The sequence below is a fragment of the Microbacterium sp. RG1 genome, assembly GCF_005347485.1.
Lineage (GTDB): Bacteria > Actinomycetota > Actinomycetes > Actinomycetales > Microbacteriaceae > Microbacterium > Microbacterium binotii_A.
In genome coordinates this window covers 172,821-190,095 of the sequence record NZ_CP034121.1, presented here as the reverse complement: position 1 = coordinate 190,095, position 17,275 = coordinate 172,821, and the positions used below count along the sequence as shown (strand labels likewise).

At 66.4% G+C, this 17,275-nt stretch carries 13 protein-coding genes; 4 read left to right on the top strand and 9 right to left on the bottom strand.

Annotation, left to right across the window (positions count from 1 at the left end):
- Positions 1 to 75: 75 nt before the first annotated feature.
- Positions 76 to 1,659 (top strand): DUF2142 domain-containing protein, encoded by a 1,584-nt coding sequence (locus EHF32_RS00835; protein WP_137416359.1) that lies wholly within the window; start codon positions 76 to 78, stop codon positions 1,657 to 1,659.
- Here the strand turns inward: EHF32_RS00835 and EHF32_RS00830 are convergent.
- The 4 genes from EHF32_RS00830 to rfbA form a co-directional block, all read right to left on the bottom strand.
- A complete protein-coding gene (locus EHF32_RS00830) occupies positions 1,565 to 2,545 on the bottom strand; it encodes a glycosyltransferase family 2 protein (protein ID WP_161594042.1) in 981 nt (326 codons plus the stop codon). The genes EHF32_RS00835 and EHF32_RS00830 overlap by 95 nt on opposite strands.
- Before the next feature lie 47 nt (positions 2,546 to 2,592).
- Positions 2,593 to 4,515 carry a rhamnan synthesis F family protein gene (locus EHF32_RS00825; RefSeq protein WP_137416357.1) on the bottom strand — a complete coding sequence of 641 codons (1,923 nt, stop codon included), beginning with the start codon at positions 4,513 to 4,515 and terminating at the stop codon, positions 2,593 to 2,595.
- Positions 4,512 to 6,416, bottom strand: coding sequence for a rhamnan synthesis F family protein (locus tag EHF32_RS00820; protein ID WP_137416356.1), 1,905 nt, complete (start codon positions 6,414 to 6,416; stop codon positions 4,512 to 4,514). The genes EHF32_RS00825 and EHF32_RS00820 overlap by 4 nt, the downstream gene beginning before the upstream one ends.
- 70 nt (positions 6,417 to 6,486) lie before the next feature.
- Entirely contained in the window at positions 6,487 to 7,359 is an 873-nt protein-coding gene (gene rfbA, locus EHF32_RS00815) for a glucose-1-phosphate thymidylyltransferase RfbA (RefSeq protein WP_137416355.1), read from the bottom strand.
- A 67-nt stretch (positions 7,360 to 7,426) separates the two neighbouring features.
- Here rfbA and rfbB point away from each other — a divergent pair, with 67 nt between their 5' ends.
- Both rfbB and EHF32_RS00805 read left to right on the top strand, forming a co-directional pair.
- The gene (gene rfbB, locus EHF32_RS00810; RefSeq protein ID WP_137416354.1) at positions 7,427 to 8,425 is read left to right on the top strand and encodes a dTDP-glucose 4,6-dehydratase; all 999 of its coding nucleotides are present in this window, start codon (positions 7,427 to 7,429) and stop codon (positions 8,423 to 8,425) included.
- A gap of 2 nt (positions 8,426 to 8,427) precedes the next feature.
- A complete protein-coding gene (locus EHF32_RS00805; protein ID WP_192900667.1) occupies positions 8,428 to 9,840 on the top strand; it encodes a sugar nucleotide-binding protein in 1,413 nt (470 codons plus the stop codon).
- A gap of 65 nt (positions 9,841 to 9,905) precedes the next feature.
- On the opposite strand, the gene EHF32_RS00800 is transcribed toward EHF32_RS00805, so the two are convergent.
- A complete protein-coding gene (locus tag EHF32_RS00800; RefSeq protein WP_137416352.1) occupies positions 9,906 to 12,470 on the bottom strand; it encodes a hypothetical protein in 2,565 nt (854 codons plus the stop codon).
- A gap of 76 nt (positions 12,471 to 12,546) precedes the next feature.
- On the opposite strand from EHF32_RS00800, the gene EHF32_RS00795 reads away from it, so the two are divergent.
- Complete coding sequence (locus EHF32_RS00795) at positions 12,547 to 12,732, top strand: hypothetical protein (protein ID WP_161594041.1); 186 nt, start codon at positions 12,547 to 12,549, stop codon at positions 12,730 to 12,732.
- A 118-nt stretch (positions 12,733 to 12,850) separates the two neighbouring features.
- Here the strand turns inward: EHF32_RS00795 and EHF32_RS00790 are convergent, their stop codons facing one another.
- The 4 genes from EHF32_RS00790 to EHF32_RS00775 form a co-directional block, all read right to left on the bottom strand.
- Entirely contained in the window at positions 12,851 to 13,957 is a 1,107-nt protein-coding gene (locus tag EHF32_RS00790) for a glycosyltransferase (protein WP_137416350.1), read from the bottom strand.
- Between the two features lie 60 nt (positions 13,958 to 14,017).
- Positions 14,018 to 15,493, bottom strand: coding sequence for an LCP family protein (locus EHF32_RS00785; RefSeq protein WP_137416349.1), 1,476 nt, complete (start codon positions 15,491 to 15,493; stop codon positions 14,018 to 14,020).
- Positions 15,490 to 15,957: a 5-(carboxyamino)imidazole ribonucleotide mutase gene (purE, locus tag EHF32_RS00780; RefSeq protein ID WP_137419060.1), complete on the bottom strand. Its 468-nt coding sequence runs from the start codon at positions 15,955 to 15,957 to the stop codon at positions 15,490 to 15,492. The genes EHF32_RS00785 and purE overlap by 4 nt, the downstream gene beginning before the upstream one ends.
- Positions 15,958 to 16,065: 108 nt before the next feature.
- Positions 16,066 to 17,202 (bottom strand): 5-(carboxyamino)imidazole ribonucleotide synthase, encoded by a 1,137-nt coding sequence (locus EHF32_RS00775; protein ID WP_137416348.1) that lies wholly within the window; start codon positions 17,200 to 17,202, stop codon positions 16,066 to 16,068.
- Positions 17,203 to 17,275 lie beyond the last annotated feature (73 nt).

Genomic DNA, 17,275 nt, shown 5'->3' with positions numbered 1-17,275 from the left:
CGAGCTTATCAAGCCGCCCGCCGATGCCCTCGCCGGCGCACGGTCGATCGGGGTCGACTCGTCTAAGCTGCTGAGGTGGATCGACCCCGACGACTCTGGCAGCGCCTCGTTATCATCATCGCCACTCCGATTCTCGCGTTCATCGCGTTGGCGGCGTGGTCGGTCAGCTCTCCCGTCGCGGCTACACCTGACGAGGACTTCCACCTGGCGGCCGTGTGGTGCGGCCTAGGCGACCGCGGCGGCATCTGCGAGAACCATGGGGATCCTGTCAAGCGCGCCATCCCCGCGGCGCTGACGGATTCGAACTGCTACGCGTTTCAACCCGAGCAGAGCGCCGCATGCTGGAACCCCGAGCGTCCGGGCATGACGGTCGTGCCGCGGGCGAATGTCGACGGGCTCTATCCGCGAGTGTTCTACGCGACGATGTCGATCTTCGCGTCGCCGAATCTCGAAGCGTCTGTGATGGCGATGCGGCTGTTCAACAGCGCTTTCGCCGTCGGGTTGCTGACAGCGGTCTTCTGGGCCTTGCCTCGCGGACTTCGGCCTCCGCTGCTGGTGTCCGTGCTTGCCACAAGTGTCCCTCTGGGACTTTTCATGTACTCCTCGATCAACCCGTCCTCGTGGGCGCTGCTTTCCGCGGCGACGGTCTGGGTGACGGCATATGGCGCAACCCAAACGAGAGGAAGGCAGCAGATCACGCTGGCAGCCTTCGCCGTCCTCGGGACGGTGGTCGGCGCGGGAGCCCGCGCGGATGCAGCGGCGTACGCGGTATTCGGCGTGATGCTCGCGTTCTTGATGGGGATCCGTTCGCTGCGCAAGCTGATCGTCCCGTTGACTGCCGGGGCGGCTGTGATCGTCGTGGCCGCCGCGTTCTACCTGAGCTCGGCGCAGAGCAGTGCCGTCGTGTCCGGGCTGAGTAACAACGAACCGCCCCTGAGCGGCGCGCAGATCGTCTTCAACCTCCTCAACGTGCCGACGCTGTGGACAGGCGCTCTCGGGAGCTGGGGGATCGGCTGGCTCGACACCGTCCTGCCCGGAGTCGTCTGGGTCCTCGGCACTGCGGTGTTCGCGGGAGCCTTGTTCGTCGGAATCAACCGGCCCGACTGGCGCCGCAGCGTCGCGATCGTGCTGGCGCTCGTCGCCATGTGGGCTGTGCCGTTCGTGCTCCTGTACCAGTCGAATGCACTTGTCGGCACCCAGGTGCAGCCGCGCTACATCCTTCCCCTCATGATGATCGCCATCGGTGTCGCCTCACTCCGACTCGACGCGGAGCGGGCGTGGAGTCCGGCTCGGATCCTCCTAGCCGGCGGCGCTCTGACGATCGCTGCCTCTGTCGCCCTTCGCACCAACATCCGGCGCTACACGACCGGAACGGATGGCTCCGCGGCCAATCTCGACGCCAACATCGAGTGGTGGTGGCCGGGCGCCCCGTCCCCGACGGTGACGTGGATCATGGGGTCTGTCGCGTTTGCAGGTATTTTCGTCCTTCTGCTGCTCGCTATGCGCGTTTTCCCCGCGCCGACGGAAGCCGTTGATGAGACGCCGGGCGTGCTTGCACCGCCGTTCAGCGGCGACGGTGCACGGTCAGCCGGTACACCAGTACCTCGAGCCGTCGCACGCGGTGAAGGAGCCAGCAGATCGTCCTCTGCCGGGCAGTGAGAGTAGCGACGCGAGTCCGCACGAAGGCGCGGTCCGCGCGGTAGAGCTCCGCATCGGCCGCTGACTTGATGCTCTTCCGCTCGAGATCGAGAGTGCGCATTCCCCCGTAGGCCCGGGCAGGCGTGATCCCCGCAGCCACCGCGAGATCAAAGGATCGGCCGTGCGCACGCACGATGTCGTGGAAGTAGCTTGTGTCGCGCGCGGCATGCGAAACGCTGTGCGGGTGTTGAACCCAGAAGTACAACGCGTCCTCGCAGGATGCCACGCGCCGGATCCGCACGTACAGGTCCATAGCGACGGCGACGTCCTGAGCATAACGTCCGACGGGGAACCTCACCTCCTCGAAGACCTCACTTCGGTAGAGCTTTCCCCAGTTCGCTTCACTGAAGTAACGCAACTCGGTGCCGCGAAGTCTTCGCAACAGGAGGCTAAACTCACGCTGATACCAGTAGCCTGGGTCCTCGAACACGATCTGCGACCCGGACGGATCATCCCGGTGGGCTGAGAGCGCGGCGACGGCCGTACTCTCGCCGACGCTCCGCCACCGGCAGCAACTCATGTCGGCGTCGTTCGTCACCAGGAGATCGACGAGGCGTCCAATCATCCGGGAGCTCATCAGATCGTCATTGTCGCAGAACGTGATGAGGGACCCCGTCGCGGCATCCAATCCGCTGTTCTGAGCCGAACCGATCCCGCCGTTGGGTTGATGGATCACCTTCACCCGGGGGTCTCGTACGGCGAGGTCGTCGCAAATCTCTCCGGAGCGATCTGTGGATCCATCGTCGACCAGGACGACCTCGAGCCGAGGATAGTCCTGAGCAAGGATCGAGTCGACGCAACTCTCCAAATGCCGCTCGGCGTTGAAGACCGGCACGATGATCGACACCAGATGCTCGGCGCTTCCGGCTGATCGCCCGTCTGGTGATGCCACCCTCAACGCCCCAGCCACGACCGCACGATGTTGCGCGCGCGGCGCGCCCGAGCGAAGAACGCGGCGAGCTTCGGCTCCAGCTCCGGGCGACGAAGACGAGCGAGGATGTAGAGGAAGTCCTCGCCGGTGCCCCGCCCTAGATCGCCCAGCCGCTTGAGAAAGTCGATTTGGTGCATGGTGGTGTCGGGCATCGTGCTCGACATCTGATCGAGGTTGTAATCGAGCACCGAGTGGCTGATCGCGGCGTACTCGGGGTTCGCGATCGTCCGCGTGTAGAACCCGCGCTCACCGGCTGCGTAAGACGGCATCCGCTCGAGCACATGAGCGAGGCCGCCGTCGACGTAGGCATCCTCCCCACCGAAATCTCGGTACTGCCACTCGTGCTCGGCGAGCACACGAAGCGCTGCCGGACGCGCGAAGTACATCGATCCATAGGGCGCGAGCGGAGAACCCTCGTCGACGGGAACTCGGATGTTCAAGCGCGCGCACATCTCGACGAAGGACGGTCGATTCGCCCACCATGCGTGACCCATCGTGCCGTACCCGATGTGGACCATCGGCGGATAGGCCAGGCCCAGTCGCGGCTGCGTGCGAAAGAGCTGGAGGACCTCGGAGGCATATCCATGCGTGCACAGCAGGTTCTCCCACTGTTGCCGACGGAAGTGCGAAGATGCGTTGGACTCGTCCTGGGGGGTGCGTTTGGAGTGCACCTTCACGATGACGTCATAACGATCGCTGAGGATGACGTCACGACAGCCGATCAGGAAGGCGCTCTGATCGCGGCCGTTGTTGGACTCCACGACCCGGACCTCGTACTCGCCCCGAGCCGGCCGCCGATCGATGACAGCCCGGATACGTTGTGCCTTCTCCTCCTCGGGCACGGTCACGACCAGATCGTAGTTGCCGGGGAGCAGCTCCACCTTGTCGAGGATCTCATCGGTCATCTCGTCGTAGAAGATGTGCGCGACGACCACGACCCGAAGTGGGCTGGTCATATCCGGTCCGTCTACATACGAGTCCGTCGGCAGAACACTCATCAGTGCGGCGTCGGCGTTCAGGGTGCGCGGCTCGACGTTTCGTGCCAGATCCGTCGCGATGAGCTCCATCGGATATCCGTGACGGGCTGCGGCATCGAGCGTCCATCGGGCAACGACGCCCAGATGGTCGAGGTAGGGCGGTGACTGGAAGAAGGGGCGCCGCTTGAGCGTGGGACACCCCTCATCGATGAGCTGCTCCGCGTAGAGCACAGCGTGGTTCTCGATCCGGTCGGTGAGCGTCGGAAACGCCACCTCTCCTGAGAAACCGTACGCCGTGAACCGCTCGGTGAAGACCGCTTCGTGCTTGACGACAGCATCGCTGTAGCTGTCCATGGGGGGCAAATCACGCCAGTAATCCACCCATTCCTCGGAGAGGAACATCTCACTTCGGACCGCGAGCCAGTAGGACTGCAAGTGGTACGCCAGGTAGTCCTTCCGCGTGAAGGGGTTGGGTTCGACACGGACGTGGTCGGTCATTCCCCAGAAGTGCAACTCGTGCGAGTCCATGCGGTCGAAGACGGGCCCGAACGGACGCACGGGGCCGAACCAGGTGTCGTTGGCGAGCACGATCTCGTCGAACTCCGCGATCGCCTCCCCGACCGCGTCGAGCCCTGCCTTGTAACCCCAGATGTCGTATCCGCGGTTCTCGCGGACGATGATCTCGTCCGCGACCGGCGCGAGCGCCGCGCGACCGGCATCCGTCAGCAACCCATTGACGACAACGAGGATTCGGTCACAGTGGTCGCGAAGATGCGCCAACGCGTAGGGAATGTAGTCCTCGACGTCGCCGCGACGGTCGTAGACCACGTAGATGAGCAACCGCTTTCCGCCGATCGGGAACCGAGACGCCGCGCGGCCTTGAGTAACTATCAACTCTGCGGTCTTCACCGTTCGCCCCTTCTCGAGGTCCGCGCCCGCTCCCGCGCCTGCCCGATCGCCGAGATTCGGCTCCCGAGATGCCACACACGCTCCGCCAGCGCCATCACCGGGAGGATCACTCGGGACAAGTGCGGATGATTGAGCCTCAGGTACATCCGGCTTAGTCCGACGAGTCCCCCTCGTCCAGTGTGCCCCGCCCGCTGCAGAAGCGTGATCTGATCGACCGGATACCCGGTCGTCGTGGAGAACATCTGATCGACCTTGAACTCGAGCGCGGTGTGGCTGATCTCCGCATGCTCGGCGGTGAGCACCGTCCTCGAGTGATATCCCACCTCACCGGCCGCTGCTGTCACCAGACGTTCTTGGAGCCGGCCCAGGTCGACCGTTCGTGATCTGTTGTAGTCACGGTACGACCACCGCTCTCTGGCCAGAAGAGAGAGAGCCTCGGGTCGCGCGAACCACATCCCGCCGAACGGCGCGTTCGGGGACACCGTGTCCAGCGGGACGCGGATGCCAAGTCGCCGAGTGAGGGCGCCGGCCGCCGGTCGATACTTTGCCCATCCACGCCCGCTGATTTGGTATCCGATGTGCATCATCGGAGGAAAGACGAGCCCGAGTCCGGGCTCGCGCTCGAACATGCGGAGGATGGCGGACACATGTGCCTCGGAGTCCAGGAGGTTCTCCAGCTGATAACGCCGGAAGTAGCGGTCCATGATCATCGTCTTACGCTTGCGGGGGCGCGCGTGGACCTTCACAACGACGTCGCACGAGCCGTCGAGGAGCACGTCGCGACAGGCGATGAACATATCGCTCATGTCTCGCCCTTGGTTCGACGGAGTCACGCGGACTTCGAAGGTCCCGTGTCTGGGGGCTTCGATCGCGCTGACCAGCTCGGTCATCCGCCGAGCCGTCACGCCGTTGGTTGTCGTGACGATCAGACGGTATCCAGGAGGGAGCGCCTGCAGTCTCGCGAGCACCGCGCTCGCGCCCGCCACGTCGCTGACATGCATGACCACGGCTACGCGCAGCCGCCCCTCGAACCGGGCAGGCGCAGCATCTCGCTGGATGATCTCCAGCATGGCGAGGTTGGCACTCATCGCCCTCGGCGCGAGCGTGCGCGCCAGATTCTGCAGGATCTCGTCGACGACGAATCCCTCCGACTCCGCCACGTGGAGCAGCTCGCGACCGATCACGGCGAACTGCTGGAGATACGGCGGATACTGAACGAAAGGCGCGCGGGGAAACACAGGAGCGCCCGCCTGCACGAGACGATCCGCCGCGAAGACGGCGGGATCGCCCGTTCCGAAACTCGCGGCCGTGAACCGTGAGTACACGACGAGCCCGGCAGCGCGCGCCCTCGCGCTCAACGGACGGGCGGAATCCGCCGACCAGAGCGGCGACGAGTAGACGCCGGGCCGCAGGACAGTCCACAGATAGGGCTCGGCGACGACAGGAAACCCCTGCTCAGGAAAGCTCCGCCGCGCGTCGTCTTCCTGCTCGATGAGTTCCCAGATGTGCACTTCGGCGCCGGCCGACTGGGTGAAGAGTTCACCGAGTCCCGATCGTCCCGGGCCGTACCACCCGTCGCCGGTGAGGAGGACCTCACCATATTGATCGAATCCCCCGGACGCGACTCTGGCCAGTTCGTAGTAGGCAGCACGAAACTCCCCGGAGAACGTGACGACGTGATCCGCGACCTCGCGCAGAGCGGAGAGCACATCCGAACCCGTTTCGGCACCGACGAGAACCGTCAGCGCCGTCGCGTGCGGCCGTAGCGCCGCCAGAGCACGTGAGACATACCGGTCCACCGTGTTGCGGCCGGAAGCGATCGCGTAGACGACGAGTCGGTCGGCATCGGACGGAAACGAGAGCGGCGCCGGCAGGACCGCGCCGGACTTGTTCTGTTTCACGTATCTCGCTTCCCTCGGTGCGGGTCTGTTCCATCTTGGTACGGAACAAACCCCACGATTCTACGAGACCTCAGTTGTGGCCTTGCTGAAGAGCCTTGAGCAGATAGAGTCCGTAACCGCTCTTGACCAGCGGCTCGGCGCGGGTGCGCAGCTCGTCGTCGGTGAGGAAGCCCATGCGCCAAGCGACCTCCTCGGGACAGCCGATCGACAGCCCCTGACGCTTCTCGACGGTGCGGATGAAGTCCGTCGCCTCGCTCAACGAGTCGAACGTCCCGGTGTCCAGCCATGCAGTTCCGCGCGGCAGGAGTTCGACTTTGAGCTGCCCGCGCGAGAGGTACTCACGGTTCACATCCGTGATCTCCAGTTCACCGCGAGGCGAAGGCTTGAGCGCCTTGGCGATGTCGACGACGTCGTTGTCATAGAAGTAGAGCCCCGGAACCGCGTAGTTGCTCTTCGGGACGGCCGGCTTCTCCTCCAGCGAGACGACATTGCCGTGATCGTCGAACTCCACGACACCGTAGGCCGTCGCGTCGTCGACCCAGTAACCGAACACGACGCCGCCCGTGAGGCTGTTGTACTGACGCAGGCGTGTCCCCATGCCCTGCCCGTAGAAGATGTTGTCGCCGAGCACGAGCGCGACCGAGTCATCGCCGATGTGCTCCTCGCCCAGGATGAACGCCTGCGCCAGCCCGTCCGGGGACGGCTGCGTCTTGTAGGTGATCGAAACACCGAACCGCGTCCCATCGCCGAGCAGGCGCTGGAACTGCTCGGAGTCCTGAGGCGTCGTGATGATCAGGATGTCGCGGATGCCGGCGAGGATCAGCGTCGATAGCGGGTAGTAGATCATCGGCTTGTCGTAGACCGGCACGAGCTGCTTCGAGACGCCGAGAGTGATCGGATGAAGCCGCGAGCCGGTTCCCCCGGCAAGGATGATTCCGCGCATGCGAACATCCTCCCATCACGCAGGGCCCTGACAAACTCGCGCCACCCCCACCCGTTACTCTGGACGGGTGTCCAGACTTCTCGTGACCGGCGGGGCCGGGTTCATTGGTTCGAATTTCGTGCACCACGTCGTGGGGAACACCGATCACGAGGTGATCGTGCTCGACAAGATGACGTACGCGGGTAACCGGGCGTCGTTGGCGGGTCTTCCCGAGGACCGGGTTCGGCTGGTCGTGGGCGATATCGCCGACGCGGCCCTGGTCGATGAGTTGTTCGCTCAGGTCGACGCGGTCGTGCATTACGCGGCCGAGTCCCACAACGACAACAGCCTGCACGATCCGCGTCCGTTCCTGGACACGAACATCATCGGCACGTACACGCTGCTCGAAGCCGCCCGCAAGCACGACAAGCGCTTCCACCACATCTCCACCGACGAGGTCTACGGCGACCTCGAACTCGACGACCCGGCCCGGTTCACCGAGCACACCCCCTACAACCCGTCCTCCCCGTACTCGTCCACCAAAGCCGGCTCCGACCTGCTGGTGCGGGCATGGGTGCGCTCGTTCGGGGTCCGCGCCACGATCAGCAACTGCTCCAACAACTACGGCCCCTACCAGCACGTCGAGAAGTTCATCCCCCGCCAGATCACCAACGTGATCCGCGGTATCCGCCCCAAGCTGTACGGCGCCGGCGAGAACGTGCGCGACTGGATCCACGCCGACGACCACTCCTCCGCCGTGCTCACCATCTTGAACAAGGGCGTCATCGGCGAGACCTACCTCATCGGCGCCGACGGCGAGAAGAACAACAAAGACGTCGTCGAACTCATCCTCGAGACCATGGGCCAGCCCCGCGACGCCTACGACCACGTCACCGACCGCGCCGGCCACGACCTGCGCTACGCGATCGACTCCACCAAACTCCGCACCGAACTCGGCTGGATGCCCGCCTACAGCGACTTCGAAACCGGCCTCGCCAACACCATCGACTGGTACCGCAACAACGAAGCATGGTGGGCACCCACCAAAGACGGCGTCGAAGCCTTCTACGCCAGCAAAGGACAGTGACGATGACGGAGTTCGGCAAGCAACTCACCGTCACCGAGACCACCATCCCCGGCCTCGTCGTCTTCGACCTGCCGGTGCACGGCGACTCCCGCGGCTGGTTCAAAGAGAACTGGCAGCGCGAGAAGATGGTGGCGGCGGGACTTGCCGACTTCGGTCCCGTGCAGAACAACATCTCCTTCAACGATGCCGTCGGCACCACGCGCGGCATCCACGCGGAGCCGTGGGACAAGTTCGTCTCCGTCGCCACCGGCCGGATCTTCGGCGCGTGGGTGGACCTGCGCGAAGGCCCCACCTTCGGTGCGGTCTACACGACCGAGCTCGACCCCTCGAAGGCGATCTTCGTGCCGCGAGGCGTGGGCAACTCGTACCAGACCCTCGAAGCGGACACGGCGTACACCTACCTCGTCAACGACCACTGGTCCCCCACCGCCGCGTACTCGTTCCTGAACCTCGCGGACGAGACCGCGGCGATCGAGTGGCCCATCCCGCTCGATGAGGTGGAGATCAGCGAAAAGGACAAGAACCACCCCCGCCTCGCAGACGTCACCCCCATCCCGCCGAAGAAGACGCTCGTGCTCGGCGCGAACGGTCAGCTCGGACGCGCCCTGCGCGTGCGTCTCGGCGACGCCGCGCACCTCGAGTACGCCACCCGCACCGATCTCGACATCACCGCAGACGGCCTCGAGACAGCCCGGCGGTGGCGCGACTACGACACGATCATCAACGCGTCCGCCTACACCGCCGTCGACAAAGCCGAAACACCCGAAGGCCGCACGAATGCGTGGGCCGCGAACGCGAACGCGGTCGCATCGCTCGCCCGCATCGCGACGGCAAACGGAATCACCCTCGTGCACGTCTCGAGCGACTACGTGTTCGACGGCACCAAGACAGGCGCGTACACGGAGACGGATGCCCTCGCACCCCTCGGCGTGTACGGCCAGACCAAGGCCGCCGGCGACGTCGCGGCCGCGACAGTCCCCCGCCACTACATCATCCGCACGAGCTGGGTCATCGGAGACGGCGGTAACTTCGTGCGCACGATGGCCAGCCTCGCGGAGCGCGGTATCGACCCCAAGGTGGTCGACGACCAGACCGGACGCCTGACCTTCACACCCGAAATCGCCGCGGCCATCGCGCACCTGCTCGAAACCAGCGCACCCTACGGCGTCTACAACGTCACCGGCGCAGGCGAACCCACCACGTGGGCCGACATCGCCCGCAGCGTGTTCGAGCTCACCGGCCACGACCCCGCCCGCATCACCGGCGTCAGCACCCAGGAATACTTCGCCAACGCCGCGAGCCCCATCTCCCCGAGGCCCACGAACAGCGTCCTCGACCTCGACAAGATCCAGGCAACCGGCTACAACGCTCCCGACGCTGCGGACGCGCTGCACGCGTATCTTTCCGCCGTCTGACACCCGCTGCATGTGAGAAGCCCCCGGCGGCAGCGCCGGGGGCTTCTCACATGCAGCGGGTGACGTCAGGGCACCGTCACCGACCGGCATCCCATGCCCGTATTCGATCCACCGGCGCTATCGATGGCGTAGAGACAGACGTTGTATGTCCCCGAAGCGGCAGGTACTACCGTGTCGAACCCGTGCGCGTCGCCGAGCTTGTAGGCAGCGCCTACGTCGGGGCGAGCGCTGCTCGCCGTGATAGCTGTTCCCGCTGCGCCCACGTAGACGTGGACCTGGATGGAGGACGTCGTGTCCGGGTCCAGCGCCCAACCCGCCACCCGAACGCCGCCTGCCACGGGAGCGACCAGTTCGACGTTCCCGAAGGGGGGACGGGATTGCGCGCTCGCGACCGTGACGGTCTTGCAACCCAGAGACGTGTTCGCCCCCGCCCCATTGTTGATCGCAAAGACACACACCTCATTCGAGCCCGGCGTCAACGCCACCTGCTCGGAGAACCCGTGCGACGCACCGTAGCTCGGATAAACCGCCGCGATATCCGGCCGCGTCTTATCAGCCGTGTACGCCTTACCCGCACCGTTCACGTAGATGTGCACCGCGATCGGCTTGACCGTGTCCGGATCCAATGCCCAGCCCGCCACCGTTCCGCTCGAACCCGACACCGAAACCGCCTCGAACCCGCCGATCGGATTACGACCCAGATCCGGCTCCGCGACTGTCACCGTCTTGCAACCCAGAGACGTGTTCGCCCCCGCCCCATTGTTGATCGCAAAGACACACACCTCATTCGAGCCCGGCGTCAACGCCACCTGCTCGGAGAACCCGTGCGACGCACCGTAGCTCGGATAAACCGCCGCGATATCCGGCCGCGTCTTATCAGCCGTGTACGCCTTACCCGCACCGTTCACGTAGATGTGCACCGCGATCGGCTTGACCGTGTCCGGATCCAATGCCCAGCCCGCCACCGTTCCGCTCGAACCCGACACCGAAACCGCCTCGAACCCGCCGATCGGATTACGACCCAGATCCGGCTCCGCGACTGTCACCGTCTTGCAACCCAGAGACGTGTTCGCCCCCGCCCCATTGTTGATCGCAAAGACACACACCTCATTCGAGCCCGGCGTCAACGCCACCTGCTCGGAGAACCCGTGCGACGCACCGTAGCTCGGATAAACCGCCGCGATATCCGGCCGCGTCTTATCAGCCGTGTACGCCTTACCCGCACCGTTCACGTAGATGTGCACCGCGATCGGCTTGACCGTGTCCGGATCCAATGCCCAGCCCGCCACCGTTCCGCTCGAACCCGACACCGAAACCGCCTCGAACCCGCCGATCGGATTACGACCCAGATCCGGCTCGCCCGTCACGGTGACTGTCTTGCAGCCAAGCAGCGAGTTCACGCCGCCGCCCTTATTGATCGCGTAAACGCATACCTGTCGAAGCCCCGGTGCTGCCTTAACCGATCCCGAGAAGCCGTGTTCAGCGCCATACGCAGGATAGCCGGCGCCCACGTCGGCACGAGTCTTGTCGGCGCGGACAGCAGTCCCAACCGAATCGACGTAGACATGAACGTCGATCGGGTCCGGGGTGTCCGGGTCAAGAGTCCATCCGGATACCTGAACGCTGCTGTCGCCCCCCGTGACCGCGTCGAGAGAGCCCACCGGGGAGCCGCCGCGCGACTCGCGCACGGTGCACGCGAGCGTCGTGTTCGCCCCCGCTCCCACATTGATCGCGTACAGGCAGATCGTCACGTTGCCCAGCGACGAAGCGGGAACCTCCGCGTCGAATCCGTGGTTGCTTCCGAAGCTGGGGAAGGCCGAACCGACGTCCGCTCGACTCTGGTTGGCCTTGACCGGATAACCGACTCCGTCGACGTAGACGTGGACGTCGATCGGGTCTTTCGTGTTCGGATCGATCGCCCATCCGGCGACACGGAAGCTTCCGAACTTCGTCTGGACGAGTTCGACATTGCCGAAGGGGTCGTCTTTCGTGTCACGGCCTTGCGTGGAGCCGAACCAGTCCGTGTAGTACTGGTAGAAGTTGCGGTTGCCGTAGCTCGAGCAGCCGTCGCCCAGCCCGTAGCCCGCTGCGAGCGCCGCCGCGTTGGGCTGGTACGGCGTGTACGTGTACAGCGAAGCCGTCGCCCAGTTCTGGATGTTGATCGTCGTGCCGCCGCACCCGGCGTTCGGGTTGTACTGGATGTAGTTGGACCCCGGCTGCTTGCCGAAGCGAGCGGCGGAGTAGGTCTTGAGCTGGGTGACGCCGCCGACGATCTGGGGCCCGAGGCCTTTGAACGCCGGGTCGCATGGCGCGGTGTCGGGACAGGCCTGTCCCATTGCCGCGTTGAGGTTCCAGTCGCTCGGAGCGCGACTGGTGGTCAGCCCCTGCTCCTTCTGCAGAGTGACGAGGATGACCTTGGCGGAGATGCCGCACGCGACCTGCACGCGGTAGATCAGCTCCGATACCCGCATCGTGCCGCCCTGGATCGCGCTGCAGATGAGGTTCCCCGTGGACGAGGAGACCCGCGCGTCGCGTGAGGAGATGCTCGCGGTGGAGACGTTGAGGCACTTGCCGTTGGAACAGGTGCCGATGCGCTGATCGAGGAACGACTGGATCTCGGCCGCCGTCATGGCGTTGCCGTCGAAGAAGAGCTTGTCGGAGATGATGTTCGACGGATCGAACTGACTGAGATCCGCAGCCTTGACGATGCTCGTCGGGATCGCCTCCTGCGCCACACCCGCTGTCGCCGTCGCGACGGATGCGGCGGGCTCCGCCGCCACGGCGACCGTGGTCGCCGTCACCGGAAGGAGGAGCCCCAGAGCGAGCGCGATCAAGGCGGGGATCGCAACCCAGCGGCTGCGACCGGGCTCGAGGCCGAGGGGACGCATGTGACGAGTGTGACGCAAGTTACGCATGTTCACCAGAGTTGTGCGGGGCGCGGGGCGCCGGGGCGCAGCACGCCCCGGATTACTCTCACACGCCCGCCGTCCCCTGCTGCCGCGCCGCGCCGCTACAGCTCCGAGTGCAGTGCCCAGACCCTTTCGGCGTGATCACGCCAGGAGAAGGCGCGGCCGCGGTCCGCCGCGCGGACCGCGTATCGTTTCCTGCTCTCCTCCGACGCCAGAACCTGCCCGAGCGCGTCTGAGAAGGACTCGACGGGGGCCGTGAGCGCGCCGTCGAGGAGCACCTCTTCGTGGACCGCGGAGGCCATGGCCACGATGGGCACCCCCAGTGTCAGCGCCTCCACCGCGCGCCACGGGAAGGCACTGAGTGCAGACGGCGAGACCAGCGCGCTCGCGGCATCCAGCACGGCCGCTCGATCGGGCGCGCCCAGATGGGGCTGGACGCTGACCCGCTCGGGCGGAAGTCCTGCTGCCGAAGCGAGATCCCGGACGCGGTCCTTGTCCTCAGCCGCGGCGTCGATCACGACGACGCTGCGGTCGCATCCACGGGAACCGATCGCTGAGAAGGCCGCCGCGAAGGCGGCGTCGTCGCACCGGGAGCCCGCCACGACGATGACGTCCTCCATGACGCCGAGCTCGCGACGCCGGCCGACCGCATCCGAGGGAACCGCGAAGCCTTGCGGCGCGGCTCCCGGAATGACCCGGATGCGCCCCGCCAGCCGCGGGGCGACCTCGACGAGCTTGGCTGCCAGCGCGTGTGTGGGAACGACGACGGCGTCGGCGAACTTCTCGGTTCGGCGCAGGAGAGCCCGCTGGGCAGCGACCGCACCACGGGGAAGATCACCCGGAACCTCCCACGCGCACAGCTCCCACAGCGTCACGACGGTCTGATCGTTGTCGTTGACGCGATCGTGACGGACCAGCGGCGCGAGCGGTCCCGGCGCATGGATGAGCCCTCCGCCGATGCCGGGCGCGATCCCGAGCTGCCATGACGCGGCCAAGGCGGGCCGCGCCAGAGGTGCGCGCCAGACATCCGCCAGGCCTGCGATCTCGGCCGCAGCGCCCTCCGCACCGGCCGGCACGATCGCGCCCACAGCGCACCCGCGCGGCGCGGTCTTCACGAGGGCTGCGGCGATCTCCCGCGCGGCTTCGGCGGCATCCGGATCGACCACATCGATCAGCTGATCGAGCACGAGGCGGAGCGTGACGGTCATCCTTCGAGACTACCCATCCGTTCGCGTCGGCTTCTGGGAGCTCACCGCACCGGTATGCTCTCAGCCCTCCGGAGTCGGGGAGGGCGTCGGCGGATAGAGCGCCTGCTGCACGATCTGGTGCACCTTGTCGTAATCCGGGTTGCGATCGTCGATCCCACCCTGGGGCGTGAGCTCGATCGGCGTGACCGGCTGCTCCTTCGCCTTGATGGCGAGTTCGACGAAGTACCCGAGCATGGTCTGCGGGATGTCCGTCTTGACGAGGTGGGTGCCCGCTGCGGCGACGTCCTGGAACCGGCTGAGGACGTTGCCCGGGGTGAACTGCGCGAGGATCGCCTCCTGCAGCTGACGTTGACGCAGCATGCGGTCCCAGTCGTTGGTCGTATAGCGCGAACGGGCGTACCACTGCGCGGTGTCGCCATCCATATGCTGCTCGCCGGGCTCGATCCACCCGGTCGCCCACTCCTCGGCACTCTGACCCTCGTAAGCGGGGCCGCCGCCCTTCGGCAGTCGCTCGCTGACGGTGATGTCGACACCGCCCAGCGCATCGATCAGAGCTGCGAAACCATCCATATCGATGAACGCGTAGAAGGGGATCTGGATGCCGAGGATGCCCTCCGCGGCGTCCTTCGTCGCTTCGACTCCCGGCTCGGAGCCGTTGGCGACCGCATCCGGATAGATCGAGTTGCCGTCCTGGCAGACCTCGACCTCCGTACGCAGCTGGTTGATCCCGCTGCCCCACCCGCAGGTGGGGCTGGGGTGCGATTCGTGGCCGTTGGGGTACTTGTCCTGCATCGGCCCGGGAGCGAACGGGAAGTTCGGCATGTCGCGCGGGATTCCGAAGATCGTGGTGGCGCCGGTCTCCGCGTTGATCGAGACGACCGAGATGCTGTCGAAACGCATGGAGTCGCGGCCCTCGCCGCTGTCCGCGCCGAGCAGGAGGATGTTGTAGTAACCGTCGATCGGTTCCACCGCGGGTCCGGTCTGGGTGAAGACCGTACCGAGCGCGTCGCGTGCGGCGCCGACCGAGTTCGATGCCCAGACGGCGCCCGAGCTCGCGAGCACGAGGGCGCCGATGGCGAGGATCGACGTCGCCAGCCGAGCCCACGGCTGGATCTTCACGAGTCGGACCAGACGGAGTGTGTCGATCGTGAGGACGATCCACAGCCCGGCGTAGAGGAACAGGATCCCCTGCACGACGAGCATGGGCACCGGACGCAGCAGAGCGAGCCATCCCGGGACCCACGCACCCGTGGCGAGATCGACGAACGTACCGAGATCGATCAGCGCGATCACCGCGCAGATGAGCGCGAGTGCCCACAGCAGCAGCGTGGCACCGAGGCCCAACCGTCCCAGCCGACGGTTGCCCGCCAGCGCCTGAGCGGAGCCCGGCACCAGGAGGTTCAGCACGACGAGCCACCATGCGCGTCGCGTCATCACGGTTCGTGACGAGCTGTCGGGATAGCGGAGCGGGTACGGGTTCACCACCGGCGCGGCCGCCTGACGCTGGCCGGGGCGCGGCGGACTCACGGCGCTCACAACGAGTCCTTCAGCCGCTGATTCTTCTGCTCGACGATCTGCTCCAGCTCGCGCGCGTACGACTCGAGCCGATCGGCGATACCGGGATCCCCTGCGCCCAGGATCCGCGCTGCAAGGATTCCAGCGTTGCGCGCCCCGCCGATCGAGACGGTCGCGACCGGGATCCCGGCCGGCATCTGCACGATGCTCAGCAGCGAATCCAGACCGTCCAGGGTCGCGAGCGGAACGGGGACCCCGATGACGGGAAGGGGCGTGACGGAAGCGAGCATTCCCGGCAGGTGCGCCGCACCACCCGCACCGGCGATGATCACCCGCAGCCCGCGCGAGCGCGCATCGACGCCGTAGCGGTGCAGCTTCTCGGGAGTGCGGTGCGCCGAGACGACCTCCACCTCGTGCGGGATGCCGAACTCGGTGAGAGCGGCCGAGGCCTCGTTCATCACACGCCAGTCGGAATCGGAGCCCATGACGACGCCGACCAGGGGCGCCTCGGAGGAATGCAGCGGCCGGGTCACCCGACAAGGCTAGGCGGCATCACTGGAAGATCACCGCAACGGCGCGCGAGGTCGGACCCGTCAGTCCAGGAAGTGCGCGGCGGCGGCCCTCGCCTCGTAGACCACGTCGTCGAGGTCGTCGCCGGCGACGTTCACATGCCCGACCTTGCGGCCGGGGCGCGGAGCCTTGCCGTAGGTGTGCACCTTCGCCGCCGGATGCGCGGACATCGCCGCACCGAAGCGGTCCTCGAGCGTCCCCTCGGCGGGCCCGCCCAGGATGTTGATCATCACCGACCACGGCGCGCGCACGCCCACGTCACCCAGCGGGAGGTCGAGCACGGCGCGCAGGTGCTGCTCGAACTGGCTCGTGACCGCGCCGTCCTGGCTCCAGTGCCCGCTGTTGTGCGGACGCATGGCGAGCTCGTTGACGAGCAGTCGCTCATCGGTGGTCTCGAACAGCTCCACCGCCAGCATCCCGGTGACTCCGAGGCCGTCCGCGATCGCGACGCCGATGCGCTCGGCCTCCGCGGCCACTCGGCCCTGTGCGCCGGGCGCAGGGGCCACGACCTCGGCGCACACACCGTCGCGCTGGACCGTCTCGACCACCGGATACGCGACGATGTCGCCCGAGGGGCGCCGCGCGACCTGCTGCGCCAGCTCGCGGCGGAAGTCGACGAGCTCCTCGACCAGGAGAGCGCCGCCGCGGGCGTCCTCTGCGAGCGCCGTGAACCAGTCCTGCGCCTCGGTCGCCGCCGACACGACACGTACTCCCTTGCCGTCGTAGCCGCCGCGCGGCGTCTTCACGACCGCGCGATGACCGTGGTCGTCGAGGAACTCCTGCAACTGGTCGACGTTCTCCACGCGCGCCCAGTCGGGCTGGGGCATGCCGAGCTCCGTCAGCCGCTCGCGCATCTCGAGCTTGTCCTGCGCGAACCGCAGCGCGTCTGGGCCGGGATGCACGGGGACGCCGTCCGCGACCAGCGCGCGCAGCACATCCTGCGGCACGTGCTCGTGATCGAAGGTCAGCACGTCCACGTCGCCGGCGAACGCGCGCACCGTCTCGAGGTCGCGGTAGTCGCCCACCGCCGTCGCGGCGAGCGCCGCGCTCATCCCCTCGGACTCGGCCAGCACGCGGATCTCGAGTCCGAGTTCCGCCGCCGGAGCGATCATCATCCGGGCAAGCTGTCCGCCGCCCACGACTCCCACGCGCACCGCCATGATTCCCCTTCCGGACGCTGACCATTCTTCCTCACGCCGGCACCCGCTACGGGCACCGTGGGGACGGCGGCGG

Bases quoted from the DNA above. Each gene is read 5' to 3' on its own strand.
- EHF32_RS00805 (WP_192900667.1), top strand. From the start codon at position 8,428: ATGACGGAGTTCGGCAAGCAACTCACCGTCACCGAGACCACCATCCCC.
- EHF32_RS00795 (WP_161594041.1), top strand. From the start codon at position 12,547: ATGCTCGTCGGGATCGCCTCCTGCGCCACACCCGCTGTCGCCGTCGCG.
- purE (WP_137419060.1), bottom strand. From the start codon at position 15,957: ATGGGCTCCGATTCCGACTGGCGTGTGATGAACGAGGCCTCGGCCGCT.
- EHF32_RS00800 (WP_137416352.1), bottom strand. From the start codon at position 12,470: ATGACGGCGGCCGAGATCCAGTCGTTCCTCGATCAGCGCATCGGCACC.
- EHF32_RS00790 (WP_137416350.1), bottom strand. From the start codon at position 13,957: ATGACCGTCACGCTCCGCCTCGTGCTCGATCAGCTGATCGATGTGGTC.
- EHF32_RS00775 (WP_137416348.1), bottom strand. From the start codon at position 17,202: ATGGCGGTGCGCGTGGGAGTCGTGGGCGGCGGACAGCTTGCCCGGATG.
- rfbA (WP_137416355.1), bottom strand. From the start codon at position 7,359: ATGCGCGGAATCATCCTTGCCGGGGGAACCGGCTCGCGGCTTCATCCG.